General features: G+C 36.3%; 19 protein-coding genes. 13 read left to right on the top strand and 6 right to left on the bottom strand.

Going from position 1 to position 16,288, the window contains the following annotated elements; all coding sequences use genetic code 11:
- The first annotated feature begins 67 nt into the window (after positions 1-67).
- Together P278_RS09495 and P278_RS09490 are read left to right on the top strand one after the other, a co-directional pair.
- The gene (locus tag P278_RS09495) at positions 68-1,000 is read left to right on the top strand and encodes a peptidylprolyl isomerase (protein WP_038265805.1); all 933 of its coding nucleotides are present in this window, start codon (positions 68-70) and stop codon (positions 998-1,000) included.
- Between the two features lie 76 nt (positions 1,001-1,076).
- On the top strand, positions 1,077-1,622 hold the full coding sequence (locus tag P278_RS09490; RefSeq protein ID WP_038265802.1) for a YfiT family bacillithiol transferase: 546 nt from the start codon (positions 1,077-1,079) through the stop codon (positions 1,620-1,622).
- Positions 1,623-1,719: 97 nt separating this feature from the next.
- Here P278_RS09490 and P278_RS09485 read toward each other — a convergent pair whose 3' ends face one another.
- Positions 1,720-2,361, bottom strand: a complete 642-nt coding sequence (locus tag P278_RS09485; protein ID WP_038265801.1) for a peroxiredoxin — start codon at positions 2,359-2,361, stop codon at positions 1,720-1,722.
- Positions 2,362-2,495: 134 nt separating this feature from the next.
- Positions 2,496-3,053, bottom strand: coding sequence for a thioredoxin family protein (locus P278_RS09480; protein ID WP_038265798.1), 558 nt, complete (start codon positions 3,051-3,053; stop codon positions 2,496-2,498).
- A gap of 125 nt (positions 3,054-3,178) precedes the next feature.
- Between P278_RS09480 and P278_RS09475 the strand changes: the two genes are divergently transcribed.
- The 6 genes from P278_RS09475 to chrA all read left to right on the top strand — a co-directional run bounded on the left by P278_RS09475 (position 3,179) and on the right by chrA (position 8,257).
- Complete coding sequence (locus P278_RS09475) at positions 3,179-3,481, top strand: hypothetical protein (protein ID WP_038265795.1); 303 nt, start codon at positions 3,179-3,181, stop codon at positions 3,479-3,481.
- A gap of 538 nt (positions 3,482-4,019) precedes the next feature.
- Entirely contained in the window at positions 4,020-4,562 is a 543-nt protein-coding gene (locus P278_RS09470) for a GNAT family N-acetyltransferase (RefSeq protein ID WP_038265980.1), read from the top strand.
- Positions 4,563-4,796: 234 nt separating this feature from the next.
- Positions 4,797-5,075 carry a hypothetical protein gene (locus tag P278_RS09465; protein WP_038265793.1) on the top strand — a complete coding sequence of 93 codons (279 nt, stop codon included), beginning with the start codon at positions 4,797-4,799 and terminating at the stop codon, positions 5,073-5,075.
- Between the two features lie 63 nt (positions 5,076-5,138).
- Positions 5,139-5,681, top strand: coding sequence for a hypothetical protein (locus P278_RS09460; protein ID WP_038265790.1), 543 nt, complete (start codon positions 5,139-5,141; stop codon positions 5,679-5,681).
- 134 nt (positions 5,682-5,815) lie between these two features.
- Positions 5,816-7,096 (top strand): glucuronyl esterase domain-containing protein, encoded by a 1,281-nt coding sequence (locus tag P278_RS09455; protein ID WP_038265787.1) that lies wholly within the window; start codon positions 5,816-5,818, stop codon positions 7,094-7,096.
- 30 nt (positions 7,097-7,126) lie between these two features.
- Positions 7,127-8,257 (top strand): chromate efflux transporter, encoded by a 1,131-nt coding sequence (gene chrA / locus P278_RS09450; protein ID WP_038265785.1) that lies wholly within the window; start codon positions 7,127-7,129, stop codon positions 8,255-8,257.
- Between the two features lie 7 nt (positions 8,258-8,264).
- Here chrA and P278_RS09445 read toward each other — a convergent pair whose 3' ends face one another.
- Positions 8,265-9,488, bottom strand: a complete 1,224-nt coding sequence (locus P278_RS09445; RefSeq protein WP_038265783.1) for a peroxiredoxin family protein — start codon at positions 9,486-9,488, stop codon at positions 8,265-8,267.
- A 129-nt stretch (positions 9,489-9,617) separates the two neighbouring features.
- Here P278_RS09445 and P278_RS09440 point away from each other — a divergent pair, with 129 nt between their 5' ends.
- Both P278_RS09440 and rimO read left to right on the top strand, forming a co-directional pair.
- Positions 9,618-9,950, top strand: coding sequence for a tRNA-binding protein (locus tag P278_RS09440; protein WP_038265781.1), 333 nt, complete (start codon positions 9,618-9,620; stop codon positions 9,948-9,950).
- 93 nt (positions 9,951-10,043) lie between these two features.
- Positions 10,044-11,354 (top strand): 30S ribosomal protein S12 methylthiotransferase RimO, encoded by a 1,311-nt coding sequence (gene rimO / locus P278_RS09435; RefSeq protein WP_038265778.1) that lies wholly within the window; start codon positions 10,044-10,046, stop codon positions 11,352-11,354.
- A gap of 14 nt (positions 11,355-11,368) precedes the next feature.
- Here rimO and P278_RS09430 read toward each other — a convergent pair whose 3' ends face one another.
- Complete coding sequence (locus P278_RS09430; protein ID WP_038265777.1) at positions 11,369-11,605, bottom strand: hypothetical protein; 237 nt, start codon at positions 11,603-11,605, stop codon at positions 11,369-11,371.
- The gene (locus P278_RS09425; RefSeq protein WP_038265774.1) at positions 11,592-12,053 is read right to left on the bottom strand and encodes an SRPBCC family protein; all 462 of its coding nucleotides are present in this window, start codon (positions 12,051-12,053) and stop codon (positions 11,592-11,594) included. The genes P278_RS09430 and P278_RS09425 overlap by 14 nt, the downstream gene beginning before the upstream one ends.
- 223 nt (positions 12,054-12,276) lie before the next feature.
- Here P278_RS09425 and P278_RS09420 point away from each other — a divergent pair, with 223 nt between their 5' ends.
- Together P278_RS09420 and P278_RS09415 are read left to right on the top strand one after the other, a co-directional pair.
- Entirely contained in the window at positions 12,277-13,137 is an 861-nt protein-coding gene (locus P278_RS09420) for a peptidyl-prolyl cis-trans isomerase (RefSeq protein ID WP_235444273.1), read from the top strand.
- A 112-nt stretch (positions 13,138-13,249) separates the two neighbouring features.
- Complete coding sequence (locus P278_RS09415; RefSeq protein ID WP_051413503.1) at positions 13,250-13,495, top strand: RNA polymerase sigma factor; 246 nt, start codon at positions 13,250-13,252, stop codon at positions 13,493-13,495.
- 40 nt (positions 13,496-13,535) lie between these two features.
- Here the strand turns inward: P278_RS09415 and P278_RS09410 are convergent.
- Positions 13,536-14,758, bottom strand: a protein-coding gene (locus tag P278_RS09410; protein WP_152973924.1) for an IS3 family transposase whose coding sequence is annotated in 2 segments (ribosomal slippage) — positions 13,536-14,416 and positions 14,416-14,758 — 1,224 coding nt in all. Because the reading frame shifts where the segments join, the coding sequence is not laid out codon by codon here.
- A gap of 98 nt (positions 14,759-14,856) precedes the next feature.
- On the opposite strand from P278_RS09410, the gene P278_RS09400 reads away from it, so the two are divergent.
- Positions 14,857-16,017 (top strand): TlpA disulfide reductase family protein, encoded by a 1,161-nt coding sequence (locus tag P278_RS09400; RefSeq protein ID WP_051413502.1) that lies wholly within the window; start codon positions 14,857-14,859, stop codon positions 16,015-16,017.
- Positions 16,018-16,288: the final 271 nt, after the last annotated feature.

Below are 16,288 nucleotides of genomic sequence, written 5' to 3'. Positions count from 1 at the left end.
AAAGCCTTATTTTAAGGAAAAAAGGTAGTTAAGTATTATCTTTGCTGCACAATTAAAAAGATATATCATGCAAGACGGAATTTACGCGAAGTTTAACACCTCAAAAGGTGAAATTCTTGTAAAACTTACTCACGATAAAACTCCTGGGACAGTTGGTAATTTTGTTGCCCTGGCTGAAGGAAATATGGAAAACGATGCAAAGCCACAGGGGAACCCTTATTATGATGGATTAAAATTTCACAGAGTCATAGCAGATTTTATGATTCAAGGGGGGTGCCCACAAGGAAGTGGATTTGGAGGACCCGGTTATCAGTTTGATGATGAATTTCACCCGGAACTTACCCACAACCGAGCAGGGGTATTATCAATGGCAAATAGCGGACCAGGTAGTAATGGGAGTCAGTTTTTCATAACCCATGTGGAAACACCTTGGTTAGATGGTAAACATACAGTATTTGGATTTGTTGAAAGTGGTCAGGATATTGTAGACGCTATCGCTCAAGGTGATTTGATCGAGACTTTGGAAATTATCAGAGTAGGAGATGAAGCTGAAAACTGGAATGCTATTGAGGCATTCAGAACTTTTGAAGGTGAGCGCGAAAAGCGTATCGCCGCAGAAAAGGCCCAAAAAGAGGAAGAACTTGAAAAAGTTTCAGCCGGATTCGATAAAACAGCTAGTGGTTTACGCTATAAAATTATAGAAAAAGGAAATGGTCCTAAAGCAGAAAAAGGGCAAACTGTTTCTGTACACTATGAAGGAGCGTTAACTAACGGACAAGTATTTGATTCTTCATTTAAAAGAAAACAGCCTATTGACTTTACCCTGGGTGTAGGACAAGTTATTCCTGGTTGGGATGAGGGTATTGGATTATTGAATGTGGGAGATAAAGCACGTTTTGTAATTCCATCTGAACTGGCTTACGGTAGTCGAGGTGCAGGAGGGGTAATTCCTCCAGACGCTGTATTGGTTTTTGATGTTAAACTCGTTGATGCCAAGTAAGTTAAAACTTTTGTAAGAACCATATAATTTTACCAAAAACGCTCCTGCTTCAGGGGCGTTTTTTTTATCTTTGAGTATGACAACAGCAGCACAACTAGAATTATTGAAATATCCGATTGGTAAATACAATCGTCCATCGACTATTTCAGAAACAAAATTGGCGGAATGGATAGGGGATATAGAGGCCTTACCTTCGAAACTCAACAACTTAGTGTCGGATTTTACAGAACAGCAATTAGATACTCCCTATAGAGTAGACGGTTGGACCGTTAGGCAGGTTGTTCATCATTTAGTAGACAGTCATGTTAATAGTTATGTGAGGTATAAATGGACACTTACAGAGGATAAACCAACCATTAAGGCCTATCATGAAGACCGTTGGGCAGAACTCGATGATTATAAAGCTCCTATAGATACTTCCCTCCAAATGCTGGAAGCTCTACATAAGCGTTGGGTATATCTCTTAAAAAGGCTGACTAAGGATGATTTGTCCAGAACTTTTATACATCCAGAACATAATACTGAAATTTCACTTGCAGTGTTGACCAGTATCTATTCCTGGCACTGCAGGCATCACTTCGCACACATTGAGCATTTAGCTAAGCGAAAGGGATGGATTTGATAAATAAATGCCAGCCAGGGCTTGCTGATGGAAAAGGATAGGATGGTATAATTACAACAAGCCAAGCTTGACATTTATTTATAATATTTTTCTCAAATTAATCCAGATTCGGTTGTGGTGTAAGACGTAAATAAGGTCTTATTTCTTTAAACCCTTTAGTGAATAATTTTTCTGCCTCTTCGTTTGAAACGGCAGGACTAATTACAACTTCTTCACCATGCTTCCAATTTGCAGGTGTAGCTACTTTTTGATATGCTGTAAGTTGCAAGGAATCAATTACCCGTAATAACTCTTCAAAGTTTCTACCTGTTGAAGCAGGATAAGTAATTATGAGTTTAATGCTTTTATCGGGCCCGATTACATAGACAGATCGTACTGTAAGCGTCTCATCTGCATTTGGGTGAATCATATCATAAAGGCTCGAAACCTTACGATCTTCATCGGCTATAATCGGAAAATTTACCGTAGTATTCTGGGTTTCGTTGATATCATTAACCCATCCTTTGTGAGACTCTATTCCATCCACACTAAGGGCCAATACTTTTGTATTTCTTTTGGCGAACTCGTCTTTATATTTGGCAACGGCGCCCAGTTCGGTGGTGCAGACTGGAGTATAATCTGCAGGATGAGAGAACAGGACTCCCCATCCGTCACCTAGATAATCGTAAAAATTAATTTCACCTTCTGTGGTTTGTGCTGTAAAGTTTGGGGCTTTGTCTCCAAGTCTTAATGTAGCCATGATCTTATTTTTTAGATTCTCTATTTACTCTACAAAATTAGTAGATTAATGAAATAAATCACTTTAATCTTAAAATAATTTCATGTTAATTTTATGCTAATGGTTGTAAATAGCCTGTTAATCAGTGATTAACATTATTTTTTCCATTTGATATTACAGCCGATGCTGGGTTTTTGGTCTATTTTAAGAGGGACTCCAGTGAGTAAGCTGTTAATGGCAGTTCTCAAATCTTTACCCGTAACGGGTAAATCGTTTTGAGGTCTGGAGCTGTCTAATTGCCCTCGGTATATTAATTCCATACGATCATTAAAAACATAAAAGTCGGGGGTACAGGCAGCATCAAAGGCTTTGGCAACTTCTTGACTTTCATCGTACAGGTACGGGAAAATAAAATCTTGTTCTTTGGCATTCTCTTTCATTTTATCCGGAGCATCATCAGGGTAGTTTTCTACATCATTACTAGATATTGCAATGAACTTAATGCCGACAGGAGTATATTGTTTAGCCATACGCGATATTTCTTTGTTCACATGCTTGACAAAAGGACAATGATTGCATATAAACATTACTACGGTACCTTTATCGCCTTTTAACTCATCGAGTGAGTACATATTTTCAGATACGGTATCATAAAGTGTAAAATGGGGCGCTTTGGTGCCCAATGGTAACATATTACTTTCGGTATTAGCCATAGAAGTTTGTATTTAAATGAAACTACAAAATATAAAAATCTCTTGAAATTTCAACATATACTTTAAACGAATAAATTTTGATGCTACATCCTTAAGTTGTAAATTAAGGTAAAAAATAAAAGGTCATGGAAAGGTCATACGAAACACTCTCAGAAGCTATAAATTCACTGAAGGCAGATGGTTATGTTGAAGATTTTAACTTATGCGATGCAGGGGTAGAGAACAAGCATAAAAAAACTATTCATAATTCAGATGAGTTAAAAGTAGTTGCTTTTTATCGATTTGAAGGTCAAACCAATCCGGATGACAGTTCTGTACTTTATGTCATAGAAACGACTTCAGGTGAAAAAGGCTTGTTAATAGATGCCTATGGGATGTACTCAGGAAATGTATCCCAAGACATGATTGATAAGTTAAAAATGCGCTGATATTTCTTTTAAACCTATCAGGTACTTGACTAGTTTAATGCGTTGAGAATTTTTCCATGTCCAACAGGTTGTTTTAAGAACTCAAGAAACACAAATAAATCGCACTTGTAAAGGTGCGATTTTTTTGTGTTATGTCCTCTGGGTAATAGTTAATGGTTAGCAGATGAAATACTTTATGATAAGGATACAATAGGGAAAATATGGGGATAACATGGGGATAACATGGGGATAATATAGGGATAACTTAGAGATTACTATGGAGGAAGCATATTTTTAGTATATCTTTAATATGGATTAAGGTTAACTTTAAGACTACGGATTTGTACAGGGAACACTATATTTTCGTGTAATTTTCTTTATGGATTTTTTTTGGACTTTTAAAGTTCTTCTAATCTGACAGATGTAGATAATTTACAACGGTTTTCTTTACTTTATTTCATTGTGTATATTTGAGTTTCGTCGGGCTAAATACGGCTAATGGCTATTTATATGTATTTGCTATCACAATGATTTGCTATTATTTAAATCCACAGAAAAATTGAATTCTAAATATCTTTTTACCTCAGAACGATTAGGCTTCCGCAATTGGAATGACAATGACCTCGAAGAATTTGCAAAAATTAATGCTGATCCGGAAGTCATGGAGCACTTCCCAAAACAACTTACGGTAACAGAAACTTTCGATTTTATCCAGCGACTCAAAAGGCATTATGACATGCATGGTTACAATTACTTTGCAACTGAACTTTTGGGTACGGGCGAGCTTATAGGGTTTATTGGTTTAGCTTATCAAACCTATGAGTCAATGTATACTCCTTCGGTGGATATTGGGTGGAGACTTAAAAAAGATGCCTGGGGATATGGATATGCTACTGAGGGCGCTAAAAAATGCCTGGATCTGGCATTTAATGAATTAAATATCGATTCTCTAATTTCTACGTGCACCGAGAGGAATATAAGATCAGAAAATGTTATGAAAAAAATCGGGATGAAGAGAGAAGGTCTATTTAACCACCCGAATCTGAAAGCATACCCGGCTTATGAAAAATGTATTTGTTATCGTATAAGAAAGGATCATTAAGTGAGGTGGAAAGCAAAGATTTGGCATCCCGATACTCTTCTTTGAATTACGATACATTATTAATTTATATTGGTCCGAAAGAATCGTAGGTTTTCATTAAGGTGTTAACTATGGGTGTTTTTTTTGAGGTATTTTCTTATAAAATTACTATATTAGAAGAAAGGACTTGCTTTTGTCTATGACTTAATTTAGCTACTTTTTAATTGTCAGTAGCGTTATGAATCTATTAAAATTATGAGTTTTGGAGCCGGCCACATACAAGATATGATCAATCGAATGAAGCAGAATCGATCGCTTCGCCCTTCTGCCCGTGCTAAATTTAAGGATCATAACAGAGCTGTTATTTATGGCGATGGTGAAACCCAGCTGCAGTTTAAAACGGTATCCAGGGAAAAACTTATTCAAATAAAAAAGAATATTCAGCAACGTGCCAGGCTCGATCGACGTCGTGAACTTATAGTATATGGTTTGATTCTGGGAATCATCATTTTTTTACTTCTTCTTTGGTGGTAGTTTTCTTTTTAAAATGATTTAGATTAGGGCATTGTTTTTGATGCATACGCGGAAACGTTATTCATGAGATTTTTCGGATTGCTTCTGGTTTTTTTGACGGCCTCCTCCTGTATTCCTTATAGTTTTGCTCCTAAAATAGAAAGCTATAAAGTTCTCAAGGCTAATAAAATTAAAAGAAATATTAGTCCCCATCATGTATTTGCTTTTAAAGATACAAAGGAGGCTAATGCGTTTTATGATTTTTTATATATGAAATACCCAGATCACGATGGTCCTGTAAATCAAAATATAGCGGTTACCATCGCAGGAAGGATGTATTATATGTCGTTTTATGAATGTGAACGAAGTACCAATACGGTAAATATTTTACCCATGGCGCTCGATGGCGTCTTGGCCTCTAAAGATATGGATTCGGTTTTAGAAGAACACCATACTTCCAGATTTGGGAATTGGTATATTTTGATAACCATAGAGGATTTAGGTTTTAAAGATGGTCTTCAACCAAATTATATCCACCAGGAGAAAATTGTGAGTTTCCTTAATCGTTTACGCGAATTGTATTATGCTACAGATAATTATAAAGAGTTACTTTTTAAAAGTAAGTAATTCATCGTGAATTTTCGTCGGGTCATTCTGTTTTATTTTTCGGAGCCTATTGATTAATTAACTTTAATAGAAGTGGATTATACGGGCTGTAATGATTTTAAAATTGAATCTATTACCGTTTTAAATAAATTATTATGATCAGGTTGATTTGGCTTTTCATTTTGACGAATAGTTTTCTTCTTGGAGGTGTATTATACGCTCAGCCTACAGTGAGGGTCAATAATGAAAAAACAACTGTAGAGAGTTTACCTGATTTATTGACCTTAAAGCATGGTGAGCCTGTAAACAGTCCTGAAGTTTGGGAACGATTAAAGCGACCTGAGTTACTGCATCTTTTTAAAAATGAGGTTTATGGAATGGTTCCGGATGGTGATCCCATTCCTTCATCTATAGAAGTAATAGAAGAATCAGATGCTGCTTTTAATAATAAAGCGCATCGTATACAGTTTGCTCTCGATTTTAAAAAGGGGCATCGTAATTTAAGAGTACACATTTTATTATATCTTCCAAAGGACGTTTTTAACCCGCCTGTATTTTTAGGTTATAATTTTTACGGAAATCATACGGTGGTTCACGATGATAATGTCTTAGTTTCAGATTCCTGGGTTCGAAATAACGAAACTTTAGACGTATACAACCACAAAGCCAATCAAAAATCAAGAGGGAAGCGGAGTTATCGATGGCCCGTAGATAAAATACTTCAGGAAGGTTTTGGTATTGCCACGGTATATTATGGAGATATAGATCCGGATCGAAATGATTTTACAGATGGAATTCATCCATTTTTCTATAAAGAAGGACAGGATGAACCGGGTTTGAATGAATGGGGCTCGTTGACTGCCTGGGCATGGGGTTTGTCGCGAATTTTAGATTGTTTAAAGGGATATGAGGCTACGGCAGACTCAAAGTATATACTTTTTGGTCATTCCAGATTAGGGAAAACGGTATTGTGGGCAAGTGCTTTAGACCAACGATTTGATATGGTTATCGCTAATAATTCAGGATGTGGTGGTGCAGCTTTGTTTAGAAGAAAAAACGGAGAAACCATTCAACTTATAAATAATCGGTTTCCTCATTGGTTTAGTAAAAGCTTTAAAAAATATAATGACAAGGAGGCGATGTTGCCTCTTGATCAGCATATGCTAATAGCTTTAAATGCCCCAAGACCTGTATATATAGCCAGTGCAATTAAGGATAAGTGGGCAGACCCGGAAGGGGAGTATTTATCAGCCTATTACGCAAGTCCTGTTTATGAACTCTACAACAAAAGAGGGTTGTCGGATAGGAATTTTCCGGATGTAAATAAGCCCATCCATCAAACCATTGGATATCATGTTCGAAGTGGGAAGCACGATGTAACAGCTTATGATTGGAAGCAATTTATGATATTTGCAAAAGGACATTTAAACGATTAAGCAGCGATTGCGGTAGTCGTACTGATTATTATGAAGCACCAATCAAGATTAAGTGAAGTAGCCAGGGTATTTTTTAAATTAGGGTGCGTTGCATTCGGTGGTCCTGCAGCCCATATCGCCATGATGGAACATGAAATCGTGGATAAAAGGAAATGGATTGACCGGCAGCATTTTTTGGATTTAATGGGAGCTACCAATTTGATTCCTGGTCCGAATTCAACTGAAATGACCATGCATTGTGGGCATGAACGTGCTGGAGTTCCCGGATTATTTGTAGCTGGCATATGTTTTATATTTCCTGCTGTTGTTATAACCGGAGTTTTTGCCTGGTTATATGAGTCCTACGGTTCGCTCCCTTCCGTATCACCATTTATATTTGGTATTAAACCTGCAGTATTAGCTATTATTGTAGCAGCCATATTAAAGCTGGGGAAAAAAGCACTAAAAAATTGGGAGCTTGGGTTTTTGGGTATTCTGGTGTTAATGGCAAGTTTGTTAGGTGTTAATGAAATACTGGCCTTGCTCGTGGGAGGTGTTTTAGGAGCCTTGTATTTTTATTTAAAAACCAGCTTCTCAGGTAGCCTGAAATCTTTTTTGCCTTTTTTAATGGTAAATTTTACCGGCACCAGTGATTCCGGGTTGACGAGCTTAAAAGTATTTTGGGTTTTTGCGAAGGTCGGAGCGGTGTTGTACGGTAGTGGATATGTTTTGTTTGCTTATCTCGATGCAGAACTGGTAACAAGGGGATGGTTAACCAGGCAGGAGTTGATTGATGCGGTGGCTGTTGGACAGTTTACTCCCGGTCCGGTATTATCGACTGCTACTTTTATCGGGTATCAGTTAAGTGGATTCTGGGGAGCTGTAGCCGCTACCCTTGGAATATTTCTACCTTCTTTTCTGTTTGTTCTTGTTTTAAATCCGCTGGTGCCAAAAATGAGAAAATCGAGATTGCTTGGCTATTTTTTAGATAGTGTAAATATTGCAGCGGTTGCTGTAATGGTCGCTGTTCTTTTTAAAATGGGAGCCGATACCTTAATTGGGTGGCGGAGTATTTTAATTGCAGTTGTTAGTTTGGTGATAACATTCGGCTTCAAGAAAATCAACGCCATGTGGACCGTAATAGGCGGATCGTTGCTAGGTTACCTTCTTAATTTGATTTGACACAATTTTATTCTTCATTCAGTAGCTGATCTAAAAACGTGGTGAATTCTTGCTGAAATGATTTGTATTTATCCCCTGTTGCTGGTCCGTTGAATCCAGTATGTATTTTACGAACCTTTCCTTTTTTGTCTATAAAGATGCTGGTAGGGTAAGAGAGTACATGATTGAGCATTGGTAGTTTTTCCTGGGCTTTTTCTTTGCTAGTTGTGCCGTACTGGGCAAGAAGTATTGGGTATTCAACATTTACACGATCCTTTAAGCGATTGATCGCTTTGAAAGCAAGCGTATCACTTTTTACATATTCAAAAGCCAGGCCAATGAATTCAAGGTCTTTGTCTTTATTCGCTTTGTAATATTCGCTGTAATATCGGGTTTCATCAAGACAGTTAGGGCACCAGGTACCCATGATTTGTACAACCACCACTTTATTTTTAAATCGATCATCACCTAATGAAATCATGTTGCCATTTTCATCCGGAAATGAAAAGGCGAGTTTGTCATACCCCTCTTTTAAATGGGTAAGGGTATCGGCATTGGCCAGTTCAAATGATTCATTTCTTTTAGCGGTAAAAGGTTCTTTGTAATGATTTCCAGAATAAAAGTTACCGCTCATTGTGCTGTCGGTAACCGTCGCAGTAAACAAATAAGCATGTGCGCCATCGAAGGTAGAAAGTTGAAGTTGGTTATTGTTTATAACGCCTTCGAGGTATCGATAGTCGCCTGTGGTGGTTCTTATAGTACCGGTTACACGATTTCCATTTTGCTCGAAAATACCTTTGGCTGCATTGGTTTCTTCATGATCATTCGGGCTGAATTTAACCTTCCAATTTCCTGAAATATTTTCGTTCGCTTTCGAATTAATTTCAAATCTGTCTTCGTTTGGACTGGCATTAAAAGGAACTATCCTGTTAAGATTTGGTTTTATATAAAAGCCTGTCAGGCTACTATCTTTATTGACAACGGCCTTGATAACACTTTCAAAAACCGGCATTTTAATTATAATGGTATCTTTTTCATAGGTTATTTCATCGACAGTAATGATTTCATCTGCATTATAAACTTTAAGGGATTGCTCATCGGTTACCTTAAAAATAAATTGAATATTTTTTTCATCCTGTGCTTCAATTGATCCTCTATAACTGACTAATGGAAGTTTGGATGTGTGCGTGTCATTTTTACATGAAAAAAGAAGGGATAGCACGATTAGCAAAATGCATATATATAATCTCATGAATCTTGTTTTATAAAGTGGTAAATATAAAAATCATATTCAGTACTTTAATGAAATCGACTTAGAATAGTTTAATTACCGAGTTTGGCTAACGCCATGAAATAGTATATTTTTACGTAAAAATTTGAAATGGAAATAGACTGGAACGATTTTGAAAAGATAGAAATGCGTGTTGGAACGATTACCGAAGTAAGGGATTTTCCTGAGGCTCGTAACCCTGCCTATCAATTGTACATAGATTTTGGAGATGAAATCGGGCTGCGAAAAACTTCGGCGCAAATAACCAAATTATATACAAAAGACAGTCTTTTGGGAAAGCAGGTTGTAGCTGTTGTAAATTTTCCTAAAAAGCAAATTGCGAATTTTATGAGTGAGTGTTTGGTTATAGGAGCCGTGAATGGTAAGGAGGTAACCTTGTTGAGTACCGATATGAAGGTGTCGAATGGTTTGCGTATCCTCTAAAAGAATAATCGTATAAGGTGGGTAAAGACTAATTACCCACTATAGGTGGTGTTTCACTTTTCTTCCGTACTTTTGCACTCCAAATAAAAAGCGATGAGAACCAAGTCTTTAAAAAAGAATAAGATTAATGTTGTAACACTGGGATGCTCAAAAAATGTGTACGATAGTGAAGTGCTCATGGGGCAGTTGAAAGCCAGTGGGAAAGAAGTGGTACATGAGGAGGAAGGAAACATTGTTGTAATTAATACCTGCGGTTTTATTAACAATGCCAAGGAGGAGAGTGTGAATACCATTTTGGAATATGTTCAGAAGAAGGAAGAGGGGGTTGTAGATAAAGTGTTTGTATCCGGATGTTTGAGTGAACGTTATAAGCCAGATTTGGAAAAAGAAATACCAGATGTGGATCAGTATTTCGGTACGTCAGATTTACCGATATTATTGAAGGCATTGGGAGCTGACTACAGACATGAATTGGTTGGGGAGCGATTGACGACTACCCCTAAAAATTATGCTTATTTAAAAATAGCAGAGGGATGCGATCGTCCGTGTAGTTTTTGTGCCATTCCTTTAATGAGAGGAAAGCATAAAAGTACCCCTATTGAGAATTTGGTAAAGGAGGCAGAGAAATTAGCGGAGAAAGGAGTAAAGGAATTGATCCTTATTGCTCAGGATTTAACCTATTATGGGTTAGATTTATATAAAAAACGTCGTTTAGCCGACTTGTTAAGATCATTAGTACAGGTAGAGGGGATTGAGTGGATACGTTTACATTATGCTTTTCCAACTGGTTTTCCGATGGATGTACTTGAGGTCATGAAACAAGAACCAAAAGTGTGTAATTATATAGATATTCCTTTGCAGCACATAGCGGACCCTATATTAAAATCAATGCGCAGGGGAACCACCAAGGAAAAAACGACAAAACTTTTACAGGATTTTAGAGCGGCGGTACCAGAAATGGCTATCAGGACTACCCTTATTGTGGGCTATCCCGGAGAAACCGAAGCTGATTTTCAAACCCTTAAGGAATGGGTAAAGGCCATGAGATTTGAACGTTTAGGTTGTTTCACCTATAGTCATGAGGAAAACACGCATGCTTATTCTTTAGAGGATGATGTTCCGGAAGCTGTAAAACAGGAAAGAGCTGCTGAAATAATGGATCTTCAATCACAAATTTCCTGGGAGTTGAATCAAGAGAAAATCGGTAAAACATTTAAGTGTATTATCGATCGAAAAGAGGGGACTCATTTTGTAGGAAGAACAGAATTTGATTCTCCTGATGTGGATAACGAAGTAATGATAGATGCTACCAAGCACTATGTTCGCGTTGGGGAGTATGTTGAAGTGAAGATAGAAGAGGCTGCTGATTTTGATCTTTATGGTGTTCCGTTGACTTCGGAATAAAAGCATGAAATAGATTATAAGGTATATAATTGTCCGCGGTGAGGTTTTAATTCATCGCGGATTTTTTTCATATATACTTCCTCAACCGCGATATAGGCTATGGTGTGAAATTCAGATAGAGATTCTATATCCGTAACAATAAATGGAATTTTTTCCAGAGCTAAATATTCTTGTAAATGGATGAGGTGATGCTCAGCTGTTTTTTTAGCGGCAGGGCCTCTGAAATCCCAAATCAATTTAATTTTTTTCATTTGCTACCGAAATGTCATTTTCTGCAAAGTTCTTAAAATCTACCATATAAGCATAGCTTTGCTTTTTAAAAACATTAGGCATTAGGGTTCCAATTATTTTCATGATTAGATTTGTGAATTTAAATTCAGAAATAGCTATCCATTTCGTATGGTAATCATCAATTATTTCAAAATAGTTTTCCTGGCGGTTAAAGACTCCTTCGGTTTCATATGTTACATGAAAAGCATCAGGTAAATCATTTTTTAATACCGTTTCGGTCATATCTATTTTTCTATTTCCCAATTGATATTTTATATAAGATTTAGCATTCATTTTACGCGGAGTTCCTTCGAGATGTTCAAAGCTTATGAACCCCTTTTGCCAATGTCGCAGATTGTCAACGCTGTTAAATTTTTCAACAACTTCATTCCGGGGAAGATCTATGATGATAATATGCTGATATTTCATACGGTAACCAGATTTTTTTGGTATATATAAGATACAGAATTAAAATTAATCCTAAGGCACTTCCTTTGATAACTTGCACGGAAAGTTTTAATGTTTAAATTTGTGAACCCCCAATGATCTTAACATTTATCTTATGTTGTTTAAACTCATTATTTAAGAGAACTTTAAGTGTTTTAAGTAAAATAAAGTATTTAAAGTTACGATATTAAAGATAAAATTTTTCATGATGATAAAGCGGCTGGTAGTTACAATGCTCTTGTCGGGATCTTTGCTTAGCTCCTGTAAATTCTTTCAAAAGGAAGCTGAAGGTACCATTATAGCCAGGGTTAATGACGAATACTTATTGGAGCAGGATGTAGAGGGCATTGCAGGAGAAGGACTCTCAAGTGAGGATAGTTTAAATATTGTGACCAACTACATAAACAATTGGGCGACGACTAAACTACTATTGCAGAAGGCTCGAATTAATCTTTCTGAAGAGAAAACGCTGGCATTTGAAGAGTTAGTGAATCAGTATCGTGCTGATCTGTACATTAATGCTTATAAAGAGGCTCTGGTAACAAAATCATTAGACACTTCAATAACCAAAGAGGAGCTGGAGCAATATTATGAACAAAATAAAGATAATTTCAAACTAAATGAGGAGTTGGTTCAACTTCGATATATAAGTGTTACCAAAGATTATAATGAGTTGGAAGCTTTAAAAGAACAATTTGACCGTTTTGATGCTCAAGACCAGGAATTGTTGCATGATCAATCGCTTCAATTTAAATCTTATTCATTAAATGACTCCGCATGGGTAAAAGTGTCGGATGTAGTTCAGAAAATACCAATACTAAATACTGAGAATAAGGATGATTATTTAAAGGCATCAAATAAATTTGAGGTAACCGATTCACTTGGAGTTTATATGGTAGTGGTAAAAGATATTCTTAAACGGAATGAAATATCTCCATTAAGTTACATACAGCCCACTTTAAAACAGATTATCTTAAATAAGCGAAAGCTTGAGTTTATAAGGAAACTAGAAAAGGATCTTATTAATGAGGCCTATCAGAAGAAACAATTTAAAATTTATGAGTAGGTTCGGAATACATCTTTTAATCTATATAGTTAGTTCTTTTTTAGTGCTTTAATTGTTAAGTTAATGTAAAATATAAATTTGTACATTAGCGCCTTTCGCAAAAAGGATAGAAGTGAAATTAAATGATGGTATCGTTTCTGAAATCTCTAATGGAAATTATTTGGCTTTCAAAAGTTTGTTCGATAATTTTTTCACTTCCCTTTGTCTTTTTTCCAGTCAAATTGTAAAATCTAATGTTGCTGCTCAAGATATAGCCCAGGAGGCATTAATAGCCTATTGGAAGCGAAAGTCGGATTTTGAAGAGCTTATAAAAGTCAAAGCTTTTTTATACATAACTACAAAAAATTTAAGTCTTTGAGTCGTCCTAATATAGGTTGACAGTTTTTAAAAAAGTTAAATCAAACCAGAGTAGTTCGCTTCTCTGGTTTTTTTATATGTACAAAATTAGGTGTTTTCATGTTAAGACTTAAATGTGGTCTTACATTATTGTAAGTATCAATAGACTCTTTAACCAGGAGTTCAAGTTCTTTCTTGTTATTGCATTGATAAATTAAAAATTCACTTTTTAAGATACCGTTTATTCTTTCGGCTAATGCATTTTGATAACAGTCATCCCCTGTAGTCATGGAAGGTCTGATATTGTTTTTTCTCAATTCCGTTTGATAAACCTCGGAGCAATATTGTAGCCCTCTATCCGAATGATGGATGAGCTTAGTGTCGTTTACTCTATTGTTGATGGCCATTTTAAGAGCCTTGACCACATTATCACTATTCATGTTGTCACTTAATTGATACCCCATTATCTTTCTACTGTAGGCGTCAGTAACTAACGATAGATAATGTGTGGCCTTCCTGGATTTCACATAAGTAATATCGCTTACAAAGTACTGTTCTGGCCTGTTGATTACTTGATCCTTCATAAGGTTGTCATGTTTTCTTAACCAGTGTTTGGAATCGGTTGTTTTTGTATAGTTCTTCTTTGGCTTAACAAGTAAGGCTTCTGATCTTAAGTAAGTAAATAGGGCATCTCTACCTATTTTTATACCCTGTAGCCTAAACTCGTCCCTTAGTAGATAATACAGCTTTCGCGTACCTATTCTTGGCATCTGCATACGCAATTGAAGTACTAATGCTTTTATTTTGGCAAGTTCCTTGGCTCGGGACTCCTGACGCTTTATGGACTGATAGAACCCTTGACGAGATATCTCAAACAACCGGCAACAACGTGATAGGCTCACTTCTTGTTCTTGCCTGATGCGTTGGATTGTTGAGATGAAAACTTTTTTCTGATTGAGGTACCATATTGACTGTCTGAGATATCAATCATCGTATTAAGAATCTTGTTCTTTAGTTTTTCATCATCTAACTCACGCTCTAAACGTTTAATTTTCTGTGCAGGTGTTTCTTTGGATTTCATAAATAGGTTTGGTTTGCTCCAGTCTAAGGTACCATGTTTTCTTAACCAAACCAAAACTGTGCTTCTACCTTGAATCCCGTAGTGTTTTTGAGCTTGCTTGTAGGTCATCTCGCCTTTTTCTACCTGCGAGACCACAGCTAATTTAAAGCCTAGGTTATAATCGCGCTGTGTGCGTTTGTTCCCTTTGTTCGTCTTGTCTTTCATAAATAAGTCGTTTTTGTGTCAACTTATTTCAGGACGGGACAAAATAATGAAAAAAGGCATAATCTTTATTATGCCTTTTCTTTCCAAATGCTATTTAGATGAAAAGAAATTTATGTAACCGTTTGATAATTTGGGCGGTATATGCCTTGTTGCCTCTTGTAATGATGTCGTGTAATGAAGTAGAGGTTGTAAAGCCCAATGAGTTTGTACTGAAGGGTACGATAGAAGGATTGAACTCCCCTTATATGCTATATTATTATAAACAGGATAATATATGGAAGGCGGATACGATTAAGGTGGAGGATGCTTCATTTTACTACAAAAAAGAAATCGATGAGATGACTTATATGAAGATCAACCCAAAGATGGAATCGGTTGTGGTTTCTGTTGAGGGAGGAGGGTATATTCCAGCGATGTCTTCTTATATCAATTTTTTTGCAATTCCGGGTCATGTTACGGAAGTGAATGGGCATATTAAAGATTTTGTGGCTGCCTATCCTTCTGGTAATTCTGAGAATGAAGATTTGGCAATGTTGCATAAGGTGTTAGTCCCATTGAGTAATGAGGCAGCAAGATTAAGGGCAGGTATGAATTCTGAACCAAATGAACAATCTCAGGATAAATATGAAGAGTTAATGCATCAGATTACAGATGTTAAACGTCATTTTATAAGAGGTAATCCAGCTTCAGTGGTTAGTGCCTACTATTTAATGGATATGATTACAAGGAGGGAGTTAAAGGAGGAGAAGGCTATCGAACTTTATGATTTAATAAAAGAAGAACAGCCTGAGAGTCCGTTTTTCGAAAAGTTATCTCAGCGTATAGCAGGAGCCAGAGCTATAAAGGTTAACAATGAATTACCGGAAATAGAGGCTGTAAATGTGCTTGAGAACACCAGGTTTTCTTCTTCAGATTTAAAAGGTAAATATTTGTTGATTGATTTTTGGGGGACATGGTGTGGACCGTGTGTTGCTGAGATGCCTAAAATTAAGGAGTATTATTTGAAATATGAGGATAAATTGGAGATCGTAGGTGTCAATAATGGAGATAATATTTCTAAAATATTGGATTATACATCGAGTAAGGAATATACATGGCCGCAGTTAATGGATAAACAGGAAGACTTTGTTTATACAAGTAAATTCAATGTGGTAGGATTTCCTACAAAAATATTGGTCGACCCGGAAGGGAAGATTATTTATAAAAAAACCGGAGGTGGAGAAGAAATTTTTGAGATGCTGGACGAACTTTTGAATTAGTTGTTGAATGCCTACTAAATGTAGGCATTTTTTTATTTTAATTGATCTGTAATTTGAGACTATCAAGAGTCTCAAATACCTTGTGCAAATACAACATTTGGTTAGTGTAAATGTATCTCTAACTTCAATATTACCAGCTTACACGTATAAAATAATCACAAAATTTTGAGTTAACTGATTCTTTAAGGTATATTTGGTGGCTGTGAACTATTTTGGCACCTTGAAAATGTTTAAAAAAGATGCCAGGATAAAGCGTTTAGGCGGTTTTTAT

Source organism: Zhouia amylolytica AD3, assembly GCF_000511935.2.
Classification (GTDB): domain Bacteria; phylum Bacteroidota; class Bacteroidia; order Flavobacteriales; family Flavobacteriaceae; genus Zhouia; species Zhouia amylolytica.
This window is presented reverse-complemented; position numbering and strand designations above follow the sequence as displayed.

What these genes read in the sequence shown, in the direction of transcription:
- P278_RS09425 (WP_038265774.1), bottom strand. Translation starts at nt 12,053, where the DNA reads ATGAAATATCAGCATATTATCATCATAGATCTTCCCCGGAATGAAGTT.
- P278_RS09460 (WP_038265790.1), top strand. Translation starts at nt 5,139, where the DNA reads ATGAGATTTTTCGGATTGCTTCTGGTTTTTTTGACGGCCTCCTCCTGT.
- P278_RS09445 (WP_038265783.1), bottom strand. Translation starts at nt 9,488, where the DNA reads ATGAGATTATATATATGCATTTTGCTAATCGTGCTATCCCTTCTTTTT.
- P278_RS09400 (WP_051413502.1), top strand. Translation starts at nt 14,857, where the DNA reads ATGAAAAGAAATTTATGTAACCGTTTGATAATTTGGGCGGTATATGCC.
- P278_RS09455 (WP_038265787.1), top strand. Translation starts at nt 5,816, where the DNA reads ATGATCAGGTTGATTTGGCTTTTCATTTTGACGAATAGTTTTCTTCTT.
- P278_RS09495 (WP_038265805.1), top strand. Translation starts at nt 68, where the DNA reads ATGCAAGACGGAATTTACGCGAAGTTTAACACCTCAAAAGGTGAAATT.
- chrA (WP_038265785.1), top strand. Translation starts at nt 7,127, where the DNA reads ATGAAGCACCAATCAAGATTAAGTGAAGTAGCCAGGGTATTTTTTAAA.
- P278_RS09480 (WP_038265798.1), bottom strand. Translation starts at nt 3,053, where the DNA reads ATGGCTAATACCGAAAGTAATATGTTACCATTGGGCACCAAAGCGCCC.
- rimO (WP_038265778.1), top strand. Translation starts at nt 10,044, where the DNA reads ATGAGAACCAAGTCTTTAAAAAAGAATAAGATTAATGTTGTAACACTG.
- P278_RS09485 (WP_038265801.1), bottom strand. Translation starts at nt 2,361, where the DNA reads ATGGCTACATTAAGACTTGGAGACAAAGCCCCAAACTTTACAGCACAA.
- P278_RS09475 (WP_038265795.1), top strand. Translation starts at nt 3,179, where the DNA reads ATGGAAAGGTCATACGAAACACTCTCAGAAGCTATAAATTCACTGAAG.
- P278_RS09430 (WP_038265777.1), bottom strand. Translation starts at nt 11,605, where the DNA reads ATGAAAAAAATTAAATTGATTTGGGATTTCAGAGGCCCTGCCGCTAAA.
- P278_RS09440 (WP_038265781.1), top strand. Translation starts at nt 9,618, where the DNA reads ATGGAAATAGACTGGAACGATTTTGAAAAGATAGAAATGCGTGTTGGA.
- P278_RS09420 (WP_235444273.1), top strand. Translation starts at nt 12,277, where the DNA reads ATGATGATAAAGCGGCTGGTAGTTACAATGCTCTTGTCGGGATCTTTG.
- P278_RS09465 (WP_038265793.1), top strand. Translation starts at nt 4,797, where the DNA reads ATGAGTTTTGGAGCCGGCCACATACAAGATATGATCAATCGAATGAAG.
- P278_RS09490 (WP_038265802.1), top strand. Translation starts at nt 1,077, where the DNA reads ATGACAACAGCAGCACAACTAGAATTATTGAAATATCCGATTGGTAAA.